This window comes from Phenylobacterium sp. (genome assembly GCF_036502675.1).
Classification (GTDB): domain Bacteria; phylum Pseudomonadota; class Alphaproteobacteria; order Caulobacterales; family Caulobacteraceae; genus Phenylobacterium.
Window position 1 is genome coordinate 1 of the sequence record NZ_DASXYF010000085.1, and the last position, 18,394, is coordinate 18,394.

At 71.0% G+C, this 18,394-nt stretch carries 22 protein-coding genes; 8 read left to right on the forward strand and 14 right to left on the reverse strand.

All coding sequences use genetic code 11. The annotated features are described in order from the left end of the window. From VGL30_RS10895 to VGL30_RS10915, 5 genes are all read right to left on the reverse strand, one after another. On the reverse strand, positions 1–989 hold a 989-nt coding region (locus tag VGL30_RS10895), incomplete at its 3' end, for an alpha/beta hydrolase (RefSeq protein ID WP_331539803.1). A gap of 63 nt (positions 990–1,052) precedes the next feature. Continuing rightward, positions 1,053–1,346 (reverse strand): hypothetical protein, encoded by a 294-nt coding sequence (locus VGL30_RS10900; protein WP_331539805.1) that lies wholly within the window; start codon positions 1,344–1,346, stop codon positions 1,053–1,055. Between the two features lie 281 nt (positions 1,347–1,627). Next, the gene (locus VGL30_RS10905) at positions 1,628–1,876 is read right to left on the reverse strand and encodes a hypothetical protein (protein WP_331539807.1); all 249 of its coding nucleotides are present in this window, start codon (positions 1,874–1,876) and stop codon (positions 1,628–1,630) included. Between the two features lie 78 nt (positions 1,877–1,954). After that, positions 1,955–2,353, reverse strand: a complete 399-nt coding sequence (locus VGL30_RS10910) for a lipocalin-like domain-containing protein (RefSeq protein WP_331539809.1) — start codon at positions 2,351–2,353, stop codon at positions 1,955–1,957. Positions 2,354–2,429: 76 nt separating this feature from the next. Continuing rightward, positions 2,430–3,467 carry a 2'-deoxycytidine 5'-triphosphate deaminase gene (locus VGL30_RS10915; RefSeq protein WP_331539811.1) on the reverse strand — a complete coding sequence of 346 codons (1,038 nt, stop codon included), beginning with the start codon at positions 3,465–3,467 and terminating at the stop codon, positions 2,430–2,432. Positions 3,468–3,589: 122 nt separating this feature from the next. On the opposite strand from VGL30_RS10915, the gene metZ reads away from it, so the two are divergent. Further along, positions 3,590–4,774 carry an O-succinylhomoserine sulfhydrylase gene (gene metZ / locus VGL30_RS10920; protein WP_331539813.1) on the forward strand — a complete coding sequence of 395 codons (1,185 nt, stop codon included), beginning with the start codon at positions 3,590–3,592 and terminating at the stop codon, positions 4,772–4,774. Between the two features lie 3 nt (positions 4,775–4,777). Here the strand turns inward: metZ and VGL30_RS10925 are convergent, their stop codons facing one another. From VGL30_RS10925 to VGL30_RS10935, 3 genes are all read right to left on the reverse strand, one after another. Next, entirely contained in the window at positions 4,778–5,686 is a 909-nt protein-coding gene (locus VGL30_RS10925) for an Hsp33 family molecular chaperone (protein WP_331539815.1), read from the reverse strand. Between the two features lie 52 nt (positions 5,687–5,738). Then, positions 5,739–6,674, reverse strand: coding sequence for an ornithine carbamoyltransferase (gene argF / locus VGL30_RS10930; protein ID WP_331539817.1), 936 nt, complete (start codon positions 6,672–6,674; stop codon positions 5,739–5,741). A gap of 71 nt (positions 6,675–6,745) precedes the next feature. Next, the gene (locus VGL30_RS10935; RefSeq protein WP_331539845.1) at positions 6,746–7,924 is read right to left on the reverse strand and encodes an aspartate aminotransferase family protein; all 1,179 of its coding nucleotides are present in this window, start codon (positions 7,922–7,924) and stop codon (positions 6,746–6,748) included. Positions 7,925–8,156: 232 nt separating this feature from the next. On the opposite strand from VGL30_RS10935, the gene VGL30_RS10940 reads away from it, so the two are divergent. Further along, positions 8,157–8,795, forward strand: a complete 639-nt coding sequence (locus VGL30_RS10940; protein ID WP_331539819.1) for a glutathione S-transferase family protein — start codon at positions 8,157–8,159, stop codon at positions 8,793–8,795. Between the two features lie 12 nt (positions 8,796–8,807). Here VGL30_RS10940 and VGL30_RS10945 read toward each other — a convergent pair whose 3' ends face one another. Continuing rightward, entirely contained in the window at positions 8,808–9,626 is an 819-nt protein-coding gene (locus tag VGL30_RS10945; protein WP_331539821.1) for an ABC transporter permease, read from the reverse strand. A 224-nt stretch (positions 9,627–9,850) separates the two neighbouring features. Here VGL30_RS10945 and VGL30_RS10950 point away from each other — a divergent pair, with 224 nt between their 5' ends. From VGL30_RS10950 to VGL30_RS10960, 3 genes are all read left to right on the forward strand, one after another. After that, entirely contained in the window at positions 9,851–10,351 is a 501-nt protein-coding gene (locus VGL30_RS10950; RefSeq protein WP_331539823.1) for a GcrA family cell cycle regulator, read from the forward strand. A 74-nt stretch (positions 10,352–10,425) separates the two neighbouring features. Next, positions 10,426–11,865: an exodeoxyribonuclease VII large subunit gene (gene xseA / locus VGL30_RS10955; RefSeq protein WP_331539825.1), complete on the forward strand. Its 1,440-nt coding sequence runs from the start codon at positions 10,426–10,428 to the stop codon at positions 11,863–11,865. Positions 11,866–11,893: 28 nt separating this feature from the next. Next, complete coding sequence (locus VGL30_RS10960) at positions 11,894–12,121, forward strand: DUF2093 domain-containing protein (RefSeq protein ID WP_331539827.1); 228 nt, start codon at positions 11,894–11,896, stop codon at positions 12,119–12,121. A 33-nt stretch (positions 12,122–12,154) separates the two neighbouring features. Here VGL30_RS10960 and VGL30_RS10965 read toward each other — a convergent pair whose 3' ends face one another. Next, on the reverse strand, positions 12,155–13,072 hold the full coding sequence (locus tag VGL30_RS10965) for a lysophospholipid acyltransferase family protein (protein ID WP_331539829.1): 918 nt from the start codon (positions 13,070–13,072) through the stop codon (positions 12,155–12,157). A gap of 121 nt (positions 13,073–13,193) precedes the next feature. Here VGL30_RS10965 and VGL30_RS10970 point away from each other — a divergent pair, with 121 nt between their 5' ends. Both VGL30_RS10970 and hisN read left to right on the forward strand, forming a co-directional pair. Then, the gene (locus tag VGL30_RS10970; protein ID WP_331539831.1) at positions 13,194–13,583 is read left to right on the forward strand and encodes a helix-turn-helix transcriptional regulator; all 390 of its coding nucleotides are present in this window, start codon (positions 13,194–13,196) and stop codon (positions 13,581–13,583) included. Positions 13,584–13,634: 51 nt separating this feature from the next. Further along, positions 13,635–14,447: a histidinol-phosphatase gene (gene hisN / locus VGL30_RS10975; RefSeq protein WP_331539833.1), complete on the forward strand. Its 813-nt coding sequence runs from the start codon at positions 13,635–13,637 to the stop codon at positions 14,445–14,447. A gap of 58 nt (positions 14,448–14,505) precedes the next feature. Here hisN and VGL30_RS10980 read toward each other — a convergent pair whose 3' ends face one another. From VGL30_RS10980 to VGL30_RS10995, 4 genes are all read right to left on the reverse strand, one after another. Beyond that, a complete protein-coding gene (locus VGL30_RS10980; protein WP_331539835.1) occupies positions 14,506–15,456 on the reverse strand; it encodes an alpha/beta hydrolase in 951 nt (316 codons plus the stop codon). Continuing rightward, on the reverse strand, positions 15,449–15,763 hold the full coding sequence (locus VGL30_RS10985; RefSeq protein ID WP_331539837.1) for an SCP2 sterol-binding domain-containing protein: 315 nt from the start codon (positions 15,761–15,763) through the stop codon (positions 15,449–15,451). The genes VGL30_RS10980 and VGL30_RS10985 overlap by 8 nt, the downstream gene beginning before the upstream one ends. Before the next feature lie 162 nt (positions 15,764–15,925). Beyond that, entirely contained in the window at positions 15,926–16,792 is an 867-nt protein-coding gene (locus VGL30_RS10990; protein WP_331539839.1) for a methyltransferase, read from the reverse strand. Positions 16,793–16,802: 10 nt separating this feature from the next. Continuing rightward, positions 16,803–17,630, reverse strand: a complete 828-nt coding sequence (locus VGL30_RS10995; protein WP_331539841.1) for a methyltransferase — start codon at positions 17,628–17,630, stop codon at positions 16,803–16,805. A 224-nt stretch (positions 17,631–17,854) separates the two neighbouring features. Here VGL30_RS10995 and VGL30_RS11000 point away from each other — a divergent pair, with 224 nt between their 5' ends. Then, positions 17,855–18,307: an Hsp20 family protein gene (locus VGL30_RS11000; protein WP_331539843.1), complete on the forward strand. Its 453-nt coding sequence runs from the start codon at positions 17,855–17,857 to the stop codon at positions 18,305–18,307. Positions 18,308–18,394 lie beyond the last annotated feature (87 nt).

Consider the following 18,394-nt stretch of genomic DNA (forward strand, 5'->3'; position numbering starts at 1 on the left):
TGCGCCTCGGCGCCGGCGCGCGACAGCGCACGGTGGAAGAGGGTCGCCTGGCTCATGTCGAAGGCGCGGGTGGCGGTTATGAAGAGCGTCGGCGGGAACTTGGCGAGCACCTCGGGCGGCGCGTGCAGCGGCGCCGCCCAGGGATCGTTCACCGCAACGCCGGCGAAATATCCGAACGCCTCGCTGCGCATCTGGACCGGGAAGATTTCCTCCGGAGCGGACGCCGGCGGCGGCGGCTCCCCCATCCCGATCTTGCCGAAATAGGCCGCATCGCCGACGCCGCCGGCGCCGCTGCCGAAGACGCCGGCGGCCGCCGGGGGCGGGACGCCCTCATGGATCAGGCGCGCGACGACCTGGGCGGTCAGCCTGCCGCCGGCCGAGCCGCCATAGATGCCGATGTTCTGCGGGGAATGGGATTTCAACAGCTCCCGGTACACCGCGACCACGTCCTCGGTGGCCGCCGGGTGCTTGTGCTCGTAGCCCTGCCGGTAATCGACGGAAACGACCTTGATCCTGGCCAGGTTCGCCACCGGAATCGCCTCGACCCGCCCTCCGTGGATCGCGCCGCAGAAGTACGCCCCGCCGTGCAGATTGATCAGGATTCTGTCCGGGTCCGCCTCCGCCGCCGGCGTGAACACTTCGACGGGAACGCCGGCGATCTCGCCCGGCGCTATGGCCACCGGGAAGGCCGCCAGGAGCGCCCCGGCGAGCGGCCCCAGGAACTTCTCGTCCAGTTGCCGCCGGGCCTTGTCGACCTCGGCGATGAACTCCGCTTCACTGGTCACATCGGCGAAAGGCGCAAGGCCGAGCTCTGAGTGCAGCAGGGCGTTGATCTGCGCCTGGCGCGCCTCCGGACTCAGGGCGGCCGAGATGGGCAGCTCGAAGGCGTCGATGTGGATCACCCCGTCGGCGTCGACCTGCATCTTTCTCCGGGGCGCGGCGCCCGGAGGCGAGGCGGAACCGCTGCGGCTTTCCGGCTTGGCGTTCATGGTCTCTCCCTTCATATGACGTGTCGGGACGGCGCCCGCGTCCCGCGGTCGCCGCCCGAGGCATCAGAACTCAACCGAGAGGTCCACGCCATAGGTGCGCGCCCGTTCGTAGTTGCCGGTGAACAGGAACCCGACGCCGCCCGAATTGGTCAGCTTCCTATTGTCGAACAGGTTGCGCCCCCAGGCGGCGATCTGCGTCTTCTTCCCTGCGATATTGACGTCGGCGAGGGCGACGCGGGCGTTCACGATCCAGCTGCCGTCGGTGGTGGTGGCCGCCCGGATCGCCGGGGCGCCCGTGTTGGCCGCCAGCATGGTCTTGCCCTTGTAGTTGGCGTCGGCGCGCAGCACGAGGCGCACCCCGGCGACCAGCTCCGCCGTCTCGTACGAGACCGAGGCGCTGCCCGTCCACTTCGGTCGGTCGGACGAATTCTTCTCTCATCGACCGGTTGACGCCGATCCCCGGCAGCACCGACTTTGCCAAGGCCTTTGCCCAAGAATAAATAGAATTTTTCAACCGACTAATCCAGAAACGGCATAAATCTCGGATGCGGAACCTGGGCCGCGCCGGCGCACCGGCTTGCAGGCCGGTTCCTGGCGACAGGGGCCCGCTCAGCCCGCCAAGCAGCTTCGCCGGCGAATCAGCGCTTACCCTCGGCGGGGTCGGCGGCGGGACCAAGGCGGCCCTCGTTCGGCGACACCGGCCTTTGATCGTCACGCTCGCCGTTTTGCTCTCGCTCGAAGGCGCGAGCTTCGTCAGGCGCCTGCTGGACGGGCCCGGTGCGTTCGACCGCGTCCTTCCGGCCGGGCCTGGCCTGGTTCACGGAGTCCGCCCGGGGCGGGCCTCCGACCGGATTGTCCGGTTCGGCATTGTCGCGAACGTCCGGCATCAGCGCCTCCGTCGATCGTGTCTCGATTAGCGCGCCGCGGCCTTCATTGTTCCGAGCCGCAGCTCGGCCGGGCTTCGCTCACGCCGTGACCCGCCGCCACTCCAGTTCGTGGCGGGCGGCGGCCTCGTCGATCGCCGCGGCCTCGAGGATCAGCAGTTCGCCGCGCAGGGTGACCTTGCGGACCAGGTCCTTGCCGACCATCGACGGCTGGCTGGCGAAGTCGACCATGTGATGCACGGAACCGTCCTCCACCTTGAACGGGCCCGAATAGGCGGTGAAGCCGTTGACGAGACCGGGCGCCGGCCAGTCCGGATGCACCAGGAACGCCGCCATCCGGCCGGAACGCTCGTAGACGATGCGGCCGCGGCCGTTGTCGGTATGCGGCAGGGTCACGCTCCCGTCGGCCGCGATGCGGCGCCAGCGCTGCAGGTCCCAGGACCCATAGAGCCGGCTTTCGTTGACCTCGGCGTCCGCCATGGCGCCCCTCTCCTGCTGTCGTCGCGCGATCCTAAGGACCGGCGGGCGCGGCCGCGAGGGCAAATGGACGGCGCCCTCAGTCCCAGACGCGGAAGTGCTTGGAGAGCTTCAGGCCCTGGCGCTGGTAGTGGGAGCCGGATTCGCCGTAGAGCCGGGTCGGCCGCTCGGTGAGCGGCTCATAGACCAGCCGCGCCACGGTCTGGCCGTCCTCCAGGAGGAAGGGCGTCTCGTGGCTGCGGACCTCCAGTACGCCGCGCGAACCCACGGAGTCGGTCTCGGCGGCGCCGAATCCGGGGTCGAAGAAGCCGGCGTAGTGCACGCGGAACTCGCCCACCGACGGGTCGATGGGCGTCATCTCCGCGGCCTGCAGCACCGGGATCTCCACCGCTTCCTTCGAGGCCAGGATGTAGAACTCGCCGGGATCCAGCAAAAGCTCGCCGCGGCGGGGGACCAGCGGCTCCCAGTAGTCCCGCGGGTCGTGGCCGTCCTCGTAGTCGATGTCGATGACCCCGGCGTGGCGGCGCGCGCGGAAGCCTGCGATCCCGTCGGTGAGGTCGACGCCGACGCTGCGGATCGACAGCCTCGGCGGCACGCCGCGCTTCAGGCGCAGCTGGTTGAGCCGGCTGGACGGGCGCACCAGGATCGAGAAGGTCTGCGGCGCGATCTCCACGTAGGTCGGGCCGTGATAGCCCTCCACCACGTCGTCGAAGGCCACGCTGTGGTCGGAGAGCAGGCGGACGAAGACGTCGACCCGGCCGGTGGAGCTCTTGGGGTTGGCCCTGGCCGAGATCCCCGGCGGCAGGGCCAGGCGCTCCTGCAGCTCGGCGATGTAGACGCAGCCCTTTTCCAGCACCGCGCCGCTGGAGAGGTCGAGGGCGTGCATGGCCACGTCGCCCAGGCGCTCACGCACCGTGCGGCCCCGGCCCGGCAGGAACGAGGCGCGCACCCGCCAGGCCCGCGCGCCCAGGCGCAGGTCCAGGCTCGCCGGCTGCACCTGGTCATGGTCGAAAGGCTGGTCGGCGGCGACGGCGCCGCCGGCGATCAGGGCCTCGATGGCCTGGCAGGGCAGGATGCCGGCGGGCAGGTCGCGGCGGGAGCTGGAGGCTTGTCGCATCGGCGCGACAGTCGCCGCCGGGCCCGAGTCTGACAAGCCGCCAATGGCTGTGCGGCCCTTGACCGCCGCCCGCCGGCTGTCCTTATGCCGGCCTCGCCTGCAGACCCGGCAAGGAGACCGCCATGGCCGAAGATCCGAACACCTGGGAGATCGAGACCCGCCTGGTGCGCGGCGGCATGGCCCGCAGCCCCTATGGCGAGATGTCCGAGGCGATCTTCCTCACGCAGAGCTTCGCCTACGACAGCGCCGGCGCCGCCGACCGGCGGTTCTCGGGCGACGAGCCGGGGTTCATCTATCAGCGGTTCGGCAACCCGACGACGCAGATGTTCGAGGAGCGGCTGGCGCTGCTGGAAGGCGCCGAGATGTGCAAGGCCACGGCCTCGGGGATGTCGGCGGTGTACGCCTCGCTCTGCGGCCTGCTGCGCGCCGGCGACCACCTGGTGGCGGGCCGGGCGCTGTTCGGCTCCTGCCGCTGGATCGTGGCCGAGCTGCTGCCGCGCTTCGGGGTGGAGACCACCTTCGTCGACGCCACCGACATCGAGGCGTGGAAGAACGCCGTGCGGCCCAACACCCGGGCCTTCCTGGTGGAAAGCCCGGCCAACCCGCTGCTGGAGGTGACCGCCATCGGGGCGGTGGCCGAGGTGGCGCACGCGGTCGGCGCCAAGCTGGTGGTGGACAACGTCTTCGCCACCCCGATCTTCCAGAAGCCGCTGGCGCTGGGCGCGGACATCGTCGTCTATTCGGCCACCAAGCATATCGACGGCCAGGGGCGGGTGCTGGGCGGGGCGATCCTGGGCGCGGCCGAGCTGATGCAGGAGGCCTACCGCGACCTGTTGCGCCATACGGGGCCGGCGCTGTCGCCGTTCAATTCCTGGGTGCTGCTCAAGGGGCTGGAGACCCTCGACCTGCGCGTGCGCCGGCAGACGGAGAACGCCGCCAAGGTGGCCGAAGCCGTCGCCGCCCACCGCAAGGTCAGGCAGGTCGTCTACTGCGCCCGGAAGGATCATCCCCAGGCGGCGGTGATCGCCAACCAGATGTCGGGCGCGGGCAACCTGATCGCCTTCGACCTGGGGAGCCAGGAGGCCGCCTGGCGGTTCCTGGACGCGCTTGCCATCGTCGACATCTCCAACAACCTGGGCGACGCCAAGTCGATGGCCACCCATCCGTCGACCACCACCCACCGCTCCATGCCCGAGGAGGAGCGCCTGAAGATCGGCCTCACGCCCGGCTGGGTGCGGATGAGCGTGGGGCTGGAGGGCGCACGGGACCTGACCCGCGACGTCAGCCGGGCGCTGGACGCGGCCTGAGGTTCAGGCGCGCTCCAGGGCGTCGGGCTCCACCTGGTAGGTGCGGCTGCAATACTCGCAGGTGACGCGGATCTTGCCGTCGGCCTCGACCATCTCGGCCCGCTCGTCGGCGCCGAAGGAGCGCAGCACGTTCTCGATGCGGTCCTGCGAGCAGCGGCAGAACGCCTTGAGGGGCTTGGCCTCGAAGACCCGCACGCCGTCCTCGTGGAACAGGCGGTAGAGCAGGCGGTCGGCGGGGAGCAGCGGGTCGATCAGCTCGTCCTCGCCCAGGGTCTCGAACAGGGCCTGGGCGCGGGTCCAGGCTTCCTGGGTAGAGCCGCGGGCATCGTCCTCGGCGATGTTCTGGATCAGCACGCCGCCGGCGCGCCAACGGTCGCCCTCGCCGGAGTTGGCGCGGCCCACGGCCAGGCGGACGCGGGTGGGGGTCTGCTCGGACTGGGCGAAATACTGCTCGGCGCACAGCGCCAGGGTCTCGCCCTCGATGGGGGTGACGCCCTGGTAGCGGTCCATGTCCGGGCCCTGGTCGACGGTCATGATGAAGATCCCCTCGCCCAGCAGGCTGCGGGCGCCGGGGCGGGCGAAGCCGGCGGCGGCCTCGGCCAGCCGGTCGGGGTCGAAGCGGCAGTAGCCGCGCAAGGCCCCCTCGGTGTCGTAGTCGGCCACCACGTAGCGGACCGGGCCGGAGCCTTGCGCCTGGACGATCAGGCGCCCGTCGAACTTCAGGTTGGAGCCGACCAGGGCGGCCAGGGCGCAGGCCTCGCCCAGCAGGTTGGCGATGGGCTCGGGATAGGCGTGGCCGGCCAGGATCTCGTCGACGGCGGAGCCCAGGCGGACCAGCCGGCCGCGGACCGGCTCGCCCTCGATCTGGAAAGGTTCGACGAGGTCGTCAGGAGATTGGGACATCGCGGGCATATGGGGTCCTGCATGCCGATTTCGAGCCCGCCACGCACAGCTTGTAATTGTATTATCCGATGGCGCTGAAGCACCAGGCGAGGATCGACTTCTGGGCGTGGATACGGTTCTCCGCCTCGTCCCAGACGAGGGAGCGGGGGCCGTCGATGACCTGGTCGGTGACCTCCTCGCCGCGGTGGGCCGGCAGGCAATGCAGGAAGACGCCGTCAGGCGCCGCGACGGCCATCAGCGCCTCGTCCACCTGGTAGGGCTCGAAGGCGTCGAGGCGGGCGTCGTGGTCGACGTCGCCCATGGAGACCCAGGTGTCGGTGATCACGCAGTCGGCGCCGCGCACCGCCTGGGCGGGGTCGTCGGTCAGCTCGACCTGGCCGCCCTGGTCGGCGGCGCGGGCGAGGTCCACCAGGTCCGGGTGGTAGATGGCCGGGCAGGCGATCTTGAGCTTGAAGCCCAGCTTGGGCGCGGCGTGGATGAAGCTGGAGCAGACGTTGTTGCCGTCGCCCACCCAGGCGATGGTGCGGCCCGCGACCGGGCCGCGGTGCTCCTCGTAGGTCAGCAGGTCGGCGATGATCTGGCAGGGGTGGCCCTTGTCGCTCAGTCCGTTCAGCACCGGGATCTGCGAGGCCCAGGCCAGCCGTTCCACGTCCTCGTGGCGGTGGGCGCGGATCATCACCGCGTCGACCATGCGCGAGAGCACGCGGGCGGTGTCCTCGATGGTCTCGCCGCGGCCCAGCTGCATGTCGGAGGACGAGGAGATGATCACGTCGCCGCCCAGCTGGCGCATGGCCGCGTCGAAGGAGAAGCGGGTGCGGGTGGAGTTCTTCTCGAAGATCATCGCCAGCGTCCGCTCGGCGGCGGGGGCGTCGGCGTCGCGGCGGCCCTGCGGCCAGCCCCGCCGGGCGGCCTTGCGCGCCTTGGCGTCGTTCAGGATCGCCCGCAGGTCCGCGGCCTCGTGGCGCCACAGGTCGATGAAATGTCTAGGCTTGGTCATGGGATGTCCAAAAGCCCCGGACACCCGGCCGCGGACGGCCGGGGTGCGGGAAGGTTCGCGGCGGGGGCCTGCTAAGCCGCGGCCTTGGCGCGGTCGCGGGCGGCGCGGCAGGCGGCCTCCAGCTTCTCCACCGCCTCGCGGGCCTCGTCGAGGGTGAGCGTCAGCGGCGGCAGCAGGCGCACGCAGTTGTCGCCGCCGCCGGCGATCAGCAGCTTCTGGTCGCGGGCGAGTTGCATGAAGTCGCGGTTGTTGGTGGCGAGCTTGATCCCGATCAGCAGGCCCTTGCCGCGGATGTCGACCACCACGTCGGGATAGCGCTGCTGCAGGCCGGACAGCTGCTGGACGAAGTAGCCGGCCAGCTCGCGCACGTTGGCCAGCAGTTCCGGCTTGGCCAGCTCCTCCACCGCCGCCAGGCCCACGGCCATGGCCATGGGGTTGCCGCCGTAGGTGGAGCCGTGGGAGCCCGGGGTCATGCCGCTGGCCGCCTCGGCGGTGGCCAGGCACGCGCCCACCGGGAAGCCGCCGCCCAGGGCCTTGGCGACGCACATGATGTCAGGCGCCGCGCCCTCGGCCCACTCGTGGGCGAACAGCCGGCCGGTGCGCGACAGGCCGCACTGGATCTCGTCGTAGATCAGCAGGGCGCCGGTCTCGTCGCACAGCCGGCGCAGCGCCCGGAGGCTGGATTCCGAGAGCGAGCGGGCGCCGCCCTCCCCCTGCACCGGCTCGATGATGATCGCCGCGGTGGTGGGTCCCATCAGCGCCTTCAGCGCGTCGATGTCGTCGAACGGGGCGACGAGATAGCCGGGCAGGCGCGGGCCGAAGCCCTCCAGGTAGCTCTCGTTGCCCGAGGCGTTGACCGCCGCGATGGTCCGGCCGTGGAACGAGCCCTCGAAGCCGATGATGTCGATCCGCTCGGGCGCGCCCTTGGCCCAGTGGTGTTTGCGCGCCGTCTTGATGGCGCACTCCACCGCCTCGGTCCCGGAGTTGGTGAAGAACACCACGTCGGCGAAGGTCAGGTCGGTGAGCTTCCTGGCCAGCGCCTCCTGCCCCGGGATCGTGAAGATGTTCGACACGTGCCAGAGCTTCTCGGCCTGGTCCTTCAACGCCTGCACCAGCTTGGGGTGGGCGTGGCCCAGCGCATTGACCGCTATGCCGGCCAGGCAGTCGAGGTAGGCTTCGCCGTCCGCCGTGAACAGGCGCGCGCCCTCGCCTCGCTCGAACGCCAGCGGGGCGCGCTGATAGACGCCCATCAGATGGTCGCTGGGAACAGGCGCGGCTTGCGACGCGGTCGTTTCGCTCACGGGAAGGCCCTCCAAAGCCAAATGTCCCCGCCGCGTGGCGACGGGGACTGGAAGGCTGCACCTTTTCCCTTCGGGACGGTGGTCTGTCAACTGTGGAGAGGGCCGGGCGTCGGCCGGCTTGCAAGCCGGGCTGTGCGGCCTGATGGTGCGCCGGCCCTCACGCGCGAGCACAGGAAAACCGATGATCAAGGTGCATCACCTTAGCAACTCGCATTCCCACGTCGTGCTCTGGCTGCTGGAAGAACTGGGGCTCGACTACGAGATCGTGAGGCACCAGCGCGATCCAAGCACGCGCCGCTCGCCGCAGTCGCTGCGCGACGTGCACCCGGCCGCCAAGGCGCCCACCATCGAAGACCGCGGCTGCACGATGATCGAGTCCACCGGCGTCATCCTCTACATCCTCGAGACCTATGGCGACGGACGGCTGCGCCCCCCGCCGGGCACGTCCGCGGCGATGTCGTTCTACCAATGGCTCACCTACATGGAAGGCTCGGCCAAGGCGCCGCTGATGATGGTCGGCTGGGCGCGGCGGCTGGGCGGCGGCGCGCAGACGGCGATGGTCGAGGAAAACCTGAAGGTTCCGCTCGCGCTGATCGACGATGCGCTGGCTGGGCGCGAGTTCATCGCCGGCGACGCCTTCACGGCCGCCGACATCCAGCTCTGCTTCCTGGAAGAACTGGCGGAGGGCATGGACCGCATCGCCCCCTACGCCAACATGCGGGCGCACCTGGAGCGGATGCGGGCGCGCGACGGCTACCGCCGCGCCGAGAGCAAGGGCGGGCCGGTCGGCCTCAAGGCGATGTTCGCCGCCTTGCGGTGACGCCGGCCCGGCTCAGGTCTTGATCTTGTAGCCGGTCTCGAACATCCACAGGCAGACGCAGGTCAGGCAGAGCACCAGGCCCGCGGTCATCACCGCACCGGCGGCGACCGAGCCTTCGGCGCTGCCGATGAAGCCGTAGCGGAAGCCGTCGATCAGGTAGAAGAACGGGTTGAACCGGCTGGCCGTGCGGAAGGGCTCCGGCAGGCGCTCGACCAGGTAGAAGGTGCCCGACAGGAAGGTCATGGGCATGACGATGAAGTTGGTCACCGCCGCCATGTGGTCGAACTTCTCCGCCCAGAGGCCGGCCATGATGCCCAGGAGGCCGAGGATCAGGGCGGCGCCGACCCCGAAGTAAAGCATCACCCAGGGATGGACGAGCGGCAGGTGGGTGAAGGGCAGCACCGCCAGCCAGGTCACCACCCCCACCGCGATCCCGCGGGTGGCGGCGCCGAGGGCGAAGGCCCCCACATGCTCGAGGGGGGTGAGCGGCGGGGTGAGGAAGTCGCCGATCAGGCCGTTGAACTTGGCCTGCAGCAGGCTCGACGACGAGTTGGCGAAGGCGTTGTTGAGGATCGACATCATGATCAGGCCGGGCGCCACGAAGACCGAGAACGGCGTGCCGTGCACCGGGGGCCGCGCGCCCTGCACCGCCACCACGAAGACCATCATGTAGAGCAGCGCCGTGACCACCGGGGCGGCCAGGGTCTGCGTGCCCACCTTCATGAAGCGGCGGACCTCGCGCAGATAGAGGGTCTGGAAGCCCGCCCAGTTGAAGCCGTGATAGTCGCGGGGCGCCGGCGGAATCACCGTATCTGGGGCCAGGTCCTTCATGGGCGCTGATGTGCGCCCCTGCCCGCAGCGGCGCAAGGGTGCGACCTCCTGACGCTATATCTAGTTCCTGTGGACGAAAGGCATGGCGCCTATTGTGGTCGTAAGGGATCTATTTACGATATGTAGTAGTTGATGGGTCCAGGCGTCGCCTGGCGCCACAAGATGTTGATCCCGCGATGGGGTGCAGGTGTCGTCGGGACCGGATTCGCGCTGTGGAGGCGGTAATGGGCTGGACGGACGAGCGGGTTGAAATGCTGAAGCGCCTTTGGCTGGACGGTCTGTCCGCCAGCCAGATCGCCAAGCAGCTTGGCGGGGTGACCCGCAACGCGGTGATCGGCAAGGTGCACCGTCTGGGCCTCTCCGGGCGGGCGACGCCGTCGAAGCCGGCGCGGCCGGCGTTCAAGCCGCCCAGGCCGGCGCGGCCGGCGGCGGCGGCCCCCTCGGCCCCGCGGCGGATCGCCGAGCCCATGGCGGCGGTCCCGGAGGCCCCGCCGGTCCGCTACGTCGACGAAGCCCCGGGCTCCGCCACGGTGCTGACGCTCGGCGCGCACATGTGCAAGTGGCCGATCGGCGACCCCTCGCTGGAGACCTTCACCTTCTGCGGCCGCCGCGCCAGCGACGGTCCCTATTGCAACGAACACGCGCGGGTCGCCTACCAGCCCGTCCAGACCAAGAAGCGGTCCGGCCCGAACGACCTCGCCCGCTCGCTGCGCCGCTACATCTAGCGCGCTAGCCATAGCCGCTCCGTTGGGGAGAGGCGGCGTTGGAGGATGGACGGGAGCCAGCCTATGTTCCGTCCATGACCACCGACGCCGCCGACCTCCTGCAGGCCAACGCCAAGCCTTATTCCGTCTCCGAGCTGGCGTTCGCGCTGAAGCGCACGCTGGAGGACGCCTACGGCTTCGTGCGGCTGCGCGGCGAGGTCTCCAAGGTCACCCGCCACTCCAACGGCCACATCTACCTGACCCTGAAGGACGAGCGCGCCGCCATCGACGGGGTGGTCTGGAAGGGTCAGGTGCGCGGCTTGGGCATCCAGCCCGAGCAGGGGCTGGAGGTGACGGTCACCGGCAAGATCACCGCCTATCCGGCCGGCTCGCGCTACCAGATTGTCATCGAGAGCATGGAGGCGGCCGGCGTCGGCGCCCTGCTGGCCCAGCTCGAGCGGCTGAAGGCCAGGCTGGCGGCCGAGGGGCTGTTCGAGGCGGCGCGCAAGCGGCCGCTGCCGCCCAGCCCGGCGGTGGTGGGGGTGGTCACCAGCCCGACGGGGGCGGTGATCCGCGACATCCTGCACCGCATCCGCGAGCGCTGGCCCTGCCGGGTGGTGGTCTGGCCGGTGGTGGTGCAGGGCGACCAGGCCGCGGCCCAGGTGCGGGCGGCGGTCGAGGGGTTCAACCGGTTCGAAGGCTCTGGCGCCCTGCCCCGTCCCGACGTGCTGATCGTGGCGCGCGGCGGCGGCTCGGTGGAGGACCTGTGGCCGTTCAATGACGAGGCGCTGGCGCGCGCGGTGGCGGCCTCGGCCATCCCGCTGATCAGCGCCGTGGGGCACGAGACCGACACCACCCTGATCGACTTCGTCTCCGACCTGCGCGCCCCGACGCCGACGGCGGCGGCCGAGCGGGCGACGCCGGTGATCGCCGACCTGCGCTATACCGTCGGCGACCTTTCCGCGCGGATGCACCGCTGTGGCGGCCGCGCTGTGGAGGACCGGCGCGGGCGGGTGCAGGCGGCGGGCCGCAGCCTGGCGCGGGTCCCCGACCTGGTGGAGCTGGCCGGGCAACGCTTCGACCTGGCCGCCAACCGGCTGGCCGCGGCGCTGGAGAAGAACGCCTCGGCGCACGAGCGCGACCTGGTGCGGACCGCCTCGCGGCTGTCGCCGCTGCTGCTGCAGCGGCCGCAGCGGGTGCAGGCCGAGCGGCTGGCGGGGGTCGCGGTCCGGCTGACCCCTTGCGTGGAGCGCAGCCTTTCGCGGACCGGCGAGCGGCTGACCAGCCTGGGCAAACTGCTGGCGGCGGTGAACCCGGACCTGCCGCTGGACCGGGGGTTCGCCCGCGTGCACAGGGCCGACGGCTCGCTGGTGCGCCAGGGCGCCTCGCTGCTGGCCGGCGAGGAGATCGGCCTGAAGTTCGCCGACGCCACTCGCCAGGCGGTGATCGACGGCCAGGAAGCCGCGCCGCGTCCCGCCAGGCCGGCCCGTACGCCCGCCAAACCTGCCCCGGCGGCGCAGGGCGATCTGTTCTGAACCCTCCGGACGCGCTATATTGGCGGGCATGAACGCCCACGACCGAAACCTTCCCGCCGGCGGCGAGCGGGCCCACCTGCACTACGGCGACGGCGAGTTCGTGGTGCTGAAGCCGGGACGCTACGTGGAATGTGCGGTGTCCGGCGTGAAGATCCCGCTCGAGGCGCTGCGCTACTGGAACCCGGTCACCCAGGAAGCCTACGCCGGCCCCACCCAGGCGCTGCAGCGCTGGCGGGAGCTGAACGGGGAAAAGTGACCCGTCCTTCTCCCGCGAGGGGAGAAGGTGCGATCACGCCCTTCCCTTCCGGTACAGCTCGTTGGGCCAGCGCTTGTGGACCCAGAACCATTCGGCGGGGCGTTCGCGCACGCGGGCCTCGATGAAGGCGTTGACCTTGCGGACGCCGGCCTCGATGTCGGCGGCGCGGTCACCGGTGCGCTCTAACGGGATGGGGTCGTGGACCACCACCCGGAAGCGGGCCTTGTCCTTGCGCTGGACGCTCATCGGCTGGAGCACGGCGCCGAAACGCAGCGCCAGGCGCGACGGGCCGGGGGCGGTGTGGGCCATGACGCCGAACAGCGGCGCGGCGACCCCGCCGTTGAACTTCTGGTCGTTCATCAGCGCCACCGATTCGCCGCGGCCCATCGCCTCCAGCAGCTCGCGGGCCCCGTCGCCGCCCTTGGGGGCGAACAGGCGCACGCCGTAGCGCCAGCGGCTCTTCTTGAAGCGGTCGTCGACATAGGGGTTGTTGGCGGCGCGGTAGGTGATCTGGCAGGTGATCCCGGCATGGATGATCGCCGCCGGCATGATCTCGAACGACGAGAAGTGGCCGGAGATGAACACCACCGGCGTCCGGCTCACGGCGATCTCGGCCAGGCGCTCCGCCCCCACCACCTCCACCCGGCCCGGATCGGCGATGATCCGGTCCAGCACCGGGAACTCCACCGCCCAGCGGCCGGCGTGCGCCCATTGTTCCTTGAGCAGGGCTTCGATCTCGGCGTCGGAGGCGTCTGGGAACACGACTCGCAGGTTGGTCTCGGCCACCCGGTGGGCGCCGGTGAGCGGACCCAGGCGCTGGAACAGCCAGGCGCCGAAATCGGACACCAGGTCGATGGGAAAGGCGCGCGCCAGGCCGGTGAGCAGGTCGACGCCCAGGGCTTCCAGGCGCCAGGCCAGATCCTGGGCGAACGAAGGCTGCGCTTGCGCCATGCGCCTTAAGTAGGCCGGGGCCCCTGTGTCGCGCAACGCGAACCGGACTCGCTTGGCGCGCGACTTGCCGGATGTCCGGCGGGTCGTCCCGCGGTGGGACGCTGTTGGATGTGAGGGGGCAATGGAGCCCATCGGCAACGATATCGACGTTCACCTCGGCAAGCGGCTGCGCCGCCGCCGCCGCCTGCTGGGGCTGACGCAGCAGCAGCTGGCCGGCGCCTGCGGGGTCCGCTTCCAGCAGATCCAGAAGTACGAGTGCGGTGCGAACCGCATCTCGGCGGCGCGGCTGTGGCAGCTGTCCGCGGCGCTGGAAGTGCCGGTGGGCTATTTCTACGACGGGCTGTCCGACGAAGAGCGCGCCCAGGCCAACGACGCGGAGCCGGGCGGCGAGATGTTCGCCCGCAAGGAGACGCTGGACCTGATCCGCGCCTACTACCAGCTGGGCGAGCGGCCCCGCCGGCGCCTGCTGGACCTGGCCAAGTCGCTGAACGGCGACAACGACGCGGCCTGACGCCGAAGCGACAGGGGTAGGATCGCGCGCCGGGCCACGCTACACCGTGGCATGCTCGCACCTGCCCGTCTCGCCGAGCTCGACGCCTTCCTGGTCGAGCTCAACCAGGCGTCATCCGCCGCCATCCTGCCGCTGTTCCGCGCCGACCACGGCCTGGAGGACAAAGGCGGCAAGGCGGGCTTCGACCCTGTCACCGAGGCCGACCGTGGCGCCGAGCGGGCCATCCGCCGGCTGATCGCCGAGCGCTATCCCGACCACGGTGTGATCGGCGAGGAGTACGGCGAGGACCGGCCGGAAGTCGAGTTCGTCTGGGTGCTGGACCCGGTCGACGGCACGCGGGCGTTCATCGCCGGCCTGCCGCTGTGGACCACCCTGATCAGCCTGCGCTGGCGCGGCGACCCGACGCTGAGCTCCATCGGCCAGCCCTACCTGGGCGAGCTGTTCATCGGCCACGCCGGCGGCTCGCGCCTGATCGCCCGCGACGGCGAGCGGCCGCTTCGGGTGCGGCCTTGCCCCAAGCTCACCAACGCCGTGATCCACACCACCGATCCCAACCAGTATTTCGACGGCGCGGAGCTGGGCGCCTGGAACCAGGTGCGCGCGGCGGCCAGGCTGGCCCGTACCGGCTGCGACGCCTACGGCTACGCCATGGTGGCCCTGGGCAAGATGGACCTGGCCATCGAGGGCGCGTGCTGCAAGTCCTGGGACATCGAGGTGGCCCAGCCGCTGATCGAAGGCGCCGGCGGGGTGGCGGTGAATTGGCGCGGCGAGCCCATCGGGCGCAACGGCGGCCAGTTGGTGGTGGCCGGCGACCGCGACTGCCTGGACGAGGCGCTGGTGGCGCTCAGGCGCTCGGCGAAATAGGGCGCGCCGGGTCGAAAGCCGCCGCCGGCTTCGGCGGGCCGTCGCGCAAATCGCCGACCTATGGCGCGACGCGGGCGGCCAGCGCGTCGAAGGCGGCCCAGACCACGGCCCGGCGGTCGTCGGTCTCCATCAGGATCTCGTGGCGGGCGTCCGGCACCACCACCACGCGAACGTCGGGCAGGCGGGTGGCGACGGCGCGCTGCGCCTCAGTGTCGATGATCCGGTCGGCCTCGGCGATCAGCATCAGCACCGGCAGGGTGATGGCGCGCAGGCGCTCCGCCCTGGCGAACTCGGCCATGGCGCGGAAGGCGAAGTCCAGCCAGCCCCAGGTGACGCCGCCCAGCGCCAGCTCGGGACAGGCCTCAACCTGGCGGCGGTAGCGCCGGAAGCGGCGTTCGTCATGGGTGAGCAGGTTGCCCTCGAACGTGTCGTCGAAAGGCCGGCCCTGCTGCCTGAGGGTGTAGCCGCTCCCCCGGCCGATGGCGCGGAACAGGCGGGCGAGCCCCCCGGCCACCCCGGGCGGCATGGGAAGCTTCAGGCCCAGCATCGGGGCGGAAAGCACGGCGGCGGCGAAGCGCGGCGCCTCGCCCTGGGCCACGGCCAGCAGGGTCAGGCAGCCGCCCATCGAGTGGCCCAGCGCGATCCAGGGCTCCGGCAGGCGGTCCCCGAAGGCGGCCAGCAGGGCGTGGAAGTCGGACAGGAAGGTCTGGTGGCCGTCGGCGTGGCCCCTCAGCCGGTCGGGCAGGTAGCGCTGCGACAGCCCCTGGCCGCGCCAGTCGTGCGCCAGGACGACGAAGCCGCGGGCCAGCAGCTCGCCCACCACCTCGAAATACTTCTCGATCGGCTCGGTGCGGCCGCCGCTCAGCACGACGGAGCCGCGGGCGGGGCCGACCGGCGCGAACAGCGCCGCGCGCAGGCGGGCCCCGTCGGCGCCGGCGAACCAGTGCGCCTGGCCGCCCGGCGGGACGGGCGCCTCCGGCGTGGCGATCAGCGGCGCGGGCTCAGGCACCGGCCGCCTTGGCGAACAGCGCCTGGATCTGCGGCTGCAGGCTCATGGCCAGCGCCATGTCGGACAGGCGCAGGCGGCCGGTCATCATCGCCCGGGTGGGATCGAGCTCGCGCCTGCCCAGCGCGGCCAGGTCGCGGGCGCTGACGGTGACGGTGAGGTCGGCGGGGCCGTCCTCATTGGAGACCGCGCCGCCCGCGATGCGGATGACCCCCTCCCCCTTCAGGTCCAGCTTGACCGAGCGGTCCAGGTCGGCGCCGGCGGCGATGGCGCGGCGGATGCGGTCGGTGAGCTCTTCGACGGACGCCAACGGGTGCTCCATTGCGAACATCGGACCTAGAGCGTGATAGCCGGAAGTGGAAGCCGGTTCCGGAGACCATCACGCTCTATTTCAAAGACTTGCTGAGCATGTTTGGTTCGAGGAGAACCAAACATGCTCTAGCGCCGGACGGCGGGGAAGCCAAGCGGGCGATCAGCGGGGCTTCACGAAGCGCAGCGTCATGCGGTCGCTCTCGCCGATGGCGTCGTACCTGGCGTGGTCGAAGGTCGGGTCGTCCGGCTGGCCGCGAGGCGAGGAGCGGCGGACGGGCGGCAGGGTCCAGACGCCGAAGGGATGGTCGCGGCTGTCCTTCGGGTTGGCGTTGATCTCGCTGGCCTTGTCGAGGACGAAGCCCGCTTCCTTGGCGAGCTGGATGGCGTAGGCCTGCTGCACGTAGCCGTCGCCCGCCAGCGGGTCCTGCACCCCGCCCGGCGCGGCGCGGTGCTCCTCGATCCCCAGGACGCCGCCGGGCTTCAGCGCGTCGAAGGCGTCGCGGAAGGCCTTCTCGGCGACGCCGGCGGCCATCCAGTTGTGCAGGTTGCGCAGGAAGAGCACCAGGTCGGCGGTCCCGGCCGGCGCCACCGGGCCGCTAGCGGGGCCGAAGGTGGTGAACCGGACGTCGCCGTAGAGGCCGGGCCTGGCCCTGATGCGCTCGCGCAGGGCCGCGTCCATTTCCTGGGCCGAGAGGTCGGCCGGGTCGGCGGTCTGCAGGTTGGCCAGATAGAGCCGGCCGTGGTTGGAGGCGAGGTAGGGCGCCAGGATGTCGGTGTACCAGCCGGCGCCCGGCCAGAACTCCACCACCGTCCAGCCGGGCTTCAGGCCCCAGAAGGCCAGGCTCTCGGCCGGGTGTCGCCAGCGGTCGCGGACCTTGTCGCCGGGGGAGCGCCAGCGGCCGGCGACCGCGCCCGGCAGCGTCATCGGACCGGAGGCCCCGGGCGCTTCCGGCGCCTTCCCCGCCGGCTTGCGGCTGCAGCCCGCCAGGACCAGGACGGCGGCCAGCACGCTGCGGCGCGAGAGCACGTCCCCGCCCTCAGGCCGGCTTGCGGAAGCGCAGGGTCATGCGGTCGCTCTCGCCGATGGCGTCGTACTTGGCGTGGTCGAAATCGACGGCGCCCTTGGGGACCTGGCGCGTGGGCGGCAGGGTCCAGACGCCGGCGGGGTGGTCCTTGGTGTCCTTGGGGTTGGCGTTGACCTCTGACTGGGCCTCGAGCACGAAGCCGGCCCTCTCGGCCGCGGCCTTCACCGTCGCCACCGCCACATAGCCGTCCTTGGCGTCGGGAACCTGCGGCCGCGGGTCGGCGCGGTGCTCCTCGACGCCCAGGGTCCCGCCGGGCTTCAGCACCGCGAAGAAATCGGCCATCGCCTTGTCGAGCATGCCGGGCTTCCACATCCAGTTGTGGACGTTGCGGGCGGTGACCACCAGGTCGGCGGAGCCGGCCGGGCCCAGCGGCTTCGACGTGGCGCCGAAGCTCACGAAGTCCACGGCCCCGTACCTGGCCGGGTCGGAGAAGCGGGCCTGGAAGGCCGCGCGGCCCTTGCGCGCCGCCTCGGAGGTCTCGGGGTTGTCCACGTCGGCGAGGGCGGCGACGTAGCGGCCGCCGGCGGCCTTGGCGTAAGGGGCGAGGATCTCGGTCCAATAGCCGTTGCCGGGCGAGATCTCGACCACCGTCGCCCTGGGCCTCAGGCCCCAGAAGGCGAGCGTCTCGACCGGGTGGCGCCACCCGTCGCGCTCCGCGAGCGCCGCGGTGCGCCAGGGGCTCGCCGCCGCGGCCTGGAGGACGGCGTCCTGGGCGAGCGCCGCGGTCGCGACAAGCGCCAGGAGTACGCCGGCGGCGGCGCTCAGTCTCTGGCGGATCATGGGCGAAGCTCCTCGAGGCTGGGTTCCGCCGACCCTAGAGACCGGCGCGGCGGTGGCAAGGCGATCCGTCGAAATGTGAATTTCCGCCCCTTGAACCCCTTTGGGCGAACCTTACCTAGGGTCTCGAAGGCGCTGGAATCCCGGGCCTTCCGGGCGACGGGCGGGGCCAGATCGGCTCGCCCACGGCCCGCATGAACCCTTGCTTGCTGAAGAAGGTGAAACCCATGCGTACGATCGACTTCTCCCCCCTTTACCGTTCCGTCGTCGGCTTCGACCGGCTGGCCGACCTGCTACAGACCGCGTCGGTCGACGCGGCGACCGGTTACCCGCCCTACAACATCGAACGCATCGACGATAACGCCTATCGCGTCGATATCGCGGTGGCCGGCTTCCGTCCGGAAGAACTGGAGATCGAGGTCAGGGAAAACCTCCTGACCGTCCAGGGCCGCAAGGCCGCCAACGACGAAGGCCGCCGCTTCCTGCATCGCGGCCTGGCCGAGCGCAACTTCGAGCGCCGGTTCCAGTTGGCCGACTACGTGGTGGCGACCAGCGCGGACCTGTCCGACGGCCTGCTGTCGATCTCGCTCAAGCGCGAGCTACCGGAGGCGCTCAAGCCGCGCCGCATCGAGATCGGGTCTGGCAAGTCGACCCTGATCGAAGGCGAGAAGGCCGCCTAGTTCCATCCCCTCTAGGAGGCCTCCGCCCGGGGCGGCGCTGCGCAGCGCCGCCCCTTTTTCTTGAGCGATAGAAGTGGGCGGCGCTGC